The sequence below is a fragment of the Microcystis sp. M53602_WE12 genome, assembly GCF_030065455.1.
In the GTDB taxonomy this organism is placed as follows: domain Bacteria; phylum Cyanobacteriota; class Cyanobacteriia; order Cyanobacteriales; family Microcystaceae; genus Microcystis; species Microcystis aeruginosa.
Genome location: NZ_JASJFB010000891.1, coordinates 1 through 3,204 on the forward strand (window position 1 = coordinate 1; position 3,204 = coordinate 3,204).

The following is a 3,204-nucleotide window of genomic DNA, read 5'->3' on the forward strand; positions in this document are numbered from 1 at the left end:
CTTGCTGAAAAAGTACGGGCGAAGCATTCGGATAGAAAATCTACGGTTTCACCGATAGGTTATTGTCCGAATGCTTCGCCCCTACAGGACGCGGGCCGATGAAGACGCAAGGTTTTGAACGACGATTCTCTCAAAATCTTGCACCTGTGAGAGCAAAACAGAACCCTAAAACTCTTACCTCGTCTATATTTCACATTTATTCAGCAAGCCCTATCTACCAATCTATCTGAACAGGATATTTTGCTAATATTGAATCATGGCTAATCAGTCTAGCATTTTCAAGATTAGCTTGAGCAACTAACAAGCGGTCAAATGGATCTTTATGGATGTTAGGTAAAGTATTTAAAGCTAAAACATGGCTGACTGTAATTGATAAAAGGCTAATTTGGTTAGTTTCCTGCTGAGTATTAATCATTTCTGCTAAAGGTATCTTGAGTGATAGTTTACCTAGTTGTAGTTTGATTTGCATTTCCCAAATACTTGTAATACTAAGTAATAGCGTATTACTAGGATCTCTACACAGTTCTAAAGCTCTTTGAGAGAGTTTTTCTGGTTCGCTATCCCACCAAATAAATGTATGGGTATCTAAAAGAAATTTCATGATTCACCTGTCCAAAATTCTTCAGGAAGTGGCTCATCAAAATCTTCGCTAGTCCTAATTTTTCCAGCGTGTAGTCCTGGTTGTCGTAACTTAGGAGAAGGAGTTTCAGACGTTGTTTTTTCAGTATCTCCCCAAGGAATTAGACGAGCTACAGGCTTGTTTCCTGCGGTTATAATAATTTCAGTATCTACCTTTATTAAGGCAAGTAGTTCTTGTAAAGTTAACTGTACTTGATTGAGATCAATAGTTTTGTTTGACATGAATAATTTTCTCTCTTTATTTACTTCACAAAATAAAACAGGATTCAGTGATAACTGCCTCACAAGTTAATAAAGGGTTGGCAACTTTTTCCCATTGCTGAATTACCCAATTGTGATAATTATCACTCCGGTATGTCTTGGAATCGCAGATCTTTTATTTAATTGGGGGTTAAACTACCAAGAATGGCTAGGACTTGCTGAAAAAGTACGGGCGAAGATTCGGGCAATAACTTATCGCTGAAACCGTAGATTTCCTATCCGAATGCTTCGCCCCTACAGGACGTGATCGATAAACTGTTTGCGTTTCATACAACAATTTTCTCTTCTTGGTAGTTTCCCCTAGTAGCGGAAATTGCTTCCTGTTTATTCAATTCTAATGCTTCGCTAAGAGTAATTTTTAGGCTTTCTAATAACTGATCACGAGATGCTTCTTGACAGTTAACTCCCGGAATTTCTTCTATCCAACCAATCCACCAATCTCCGTCTGGCTGAATGATAGCTGTGTAGGTGTTAGTCATAGAATATCTCCTTAGCTAAAATACAAATATATATTATTATACTCGATTTAGGAAACTCTGAAACCGCTCATCTCCCCGAATCTGCTCAAAATCTTTATCTGTTTTCGCCATATCCTGATATTTGACATCAAGATTGATGGCGCGTTGTAAGTTTTCGATAGCTAATTCCACATTATTTTGTAAGCCATAACAGCAAGCTTTATTGTAGTAAGTATTAGCATAATTTGAATTAATTTCTAAAGCTCGATCGTAGGATGCGATCGCTTGTTCTAATCTGCCTAAATTACCTAACGCATTCCCTCGGTTGTACCAAGCTTCATGGAAATCGGGTTTAAATTCTAAAGCTCGATCGTAGGATGCGATCGCTTCTGCCAATCTGCCTAAATTACCTAACGCAATCCCTCGGTTGTACCAAGCTTCATGGTAATCGGGTTTAAATTCTAAAGCTTGATCGTAGGATGCGATCGCTTGTTCAAATCTGCCTAAATTAAATAACGCATTCCCTCGGTTGTTCCAAGCTTCATGCTTATCGGGTTTAAATTCTAAAGCTCGATCATAGGAGGCGATCGCTTGTTCAAATCTGCCTAAATTTCTTAACGCAATCCCTCGGTTGTTCCAAGCTTCATGGTAATCGGGTTTAAATTCTAAAGCTTGATCGTAGGATGCGATCGCTTCTTCTAATCTGCCTAAATTACCTAACGCAACCCCTCGGTTGTACCAAGCTTCATGGTAATCGGGTTTAATTTCTAAAGCTTTGTCGTAGGATGCGATCGCTTGTTCGTATTCTTTTCCCATTTGATGAATTAAGCCTTTTTTATGCCACAATTCAGATGTTTGAACAGGATCGAGAGATGGGGAATCGCTTAAATAGGCCTTAATTTCGGCTAACTTTTCCTGTCGTTGTTGGGGAGTGAATTGTTGATAGGTATCGAGATCGCCGTCTAAATAAACCAGTCTTCTAATTTCTCTTTCCAATATGTCCTTATCCGTCGGAAATTCATAAACTCCCGAATACCAATCAAAAAAATCCGACGCACGACGAATAAAATACCGCAAGGCAAATTCCGGCAATAGGAATACTAAAGTAAAGGGAAATTGCCGCTCAAATCGCTCACGGGATAGGTTTAAATAGCCTAAAATCTTAGGAACTCCGGCCCAGGTTCCCCCATAAACCGGACTTTGACTCAACAAGAAATAGCCTTCACTTTCCGCTTCTTCGTAGCGCAGTAGTGCATTTTCTAAACCGCGCACAAAAAGAATGTTTAGATTGGTATAATTTGGTAGATCGACAATTTTCTCATACAAATTATCGGTTTCTGAATCAAGCTGCAGGACTTGAATATTTTTATTAGGTAAATCTTGACTGATTCCCCGAATAATCTCATCAGCTTGCACGGGAGAACAGCGAACAAAGAGTAAATTAAAGCCATTTTTTCGTCTCAGCGATCGCAGTAATGCTTGATAGGATTCTGCTGCTGTTAGGGGTTGCTCTTCTCGCAATCCTTCAAAATCCGATTCCTGAAAGTTAGTTAAGGGTTTTACTTTTGGGTTTGTCATTATTATATATAGCTGTATTCAGATTTATGAGGTACACTAATTTTCTCACCTGTTCCCTGTTTCCCGCTCCCCATTCATCATTCATAATTCATCATTCATAATTCATCATTAAACTCCTTAATTTTGGTAAATGAACTACCCCGCCGCAAGCGGACGGGGTATCAGAATCAAAATAGACTCAATTGTAGATTTTGGTGTAGCTGCAGGTATTCTTTATCTTGTTCTTTTACATATCTCGCTATCATACCTTCATCCCCATGCTTTCCTA

4 protein-coding genes and 1 pseudogene are annotated in these 3,204 nt (G+C 38.9%); all 5 read right to left on the reverse strand.

Annotated features, from left to right (window positions below; all coding sequences use genetic code 11):
- Positions 1 to 214 precede the first annotated feature (214 nt).
- On the reverse strand, positions 215 to 601 hold the full coding sequence (locus PX482_RS27225) for a type II toxin-antitoxin system VapC family toxin (protein WP_002760548.1): 387 nt from the start codon (positions 599 to 601) through the stop codon (positions 215 to 217).
- Entirely contained in the window at positions 598 to 861 is a 264-nt protein-coding gene (locus PX482_RS27230) for a type II toxin-antitoxin system Phd/YefM family antitoxin (protein WP_288023605.1), read from the reverse strand. The genes PX482_RS27225 and PX482_RS27230 overlap by 4 nt, the downstream gene beginning before the upstream one ends.
- A 305-nt stretch (positions 862 to 1,166) precedes the next feature.
- Positions 1,167 to 1,379, reverse strand: a complete 213-nt coding sequence (locus tag PX482_RS27235) for a hypothetical protein (protein ID WP_002760549.1) — start codon at positions 1,377 to 1,379, stop codon at positions 1,167 to 1,169.
- Between the two features lie 36 nt (positions 1,380 to 1,415).
- Positions 1,416 to 2,936, reverse strand: a complete 1,521-nt coding sequence (locus PX482_RS27240) for a tetratricopeptide repeat protein (RefSeq protein WP_002760550.1) — start codon at positions 2,934 to 2,936, stop codon at positions 1,416 to 1,418.
- A 167-nt stretch (positions 2,937 to 3,103) separates the two neighbouring features.
- Positions 3,104 to 3,204, reverse strand: a pseudogene (locus tag PX482_RS28225) (IS200/IS605 family transposase); the annotation flags it as partial.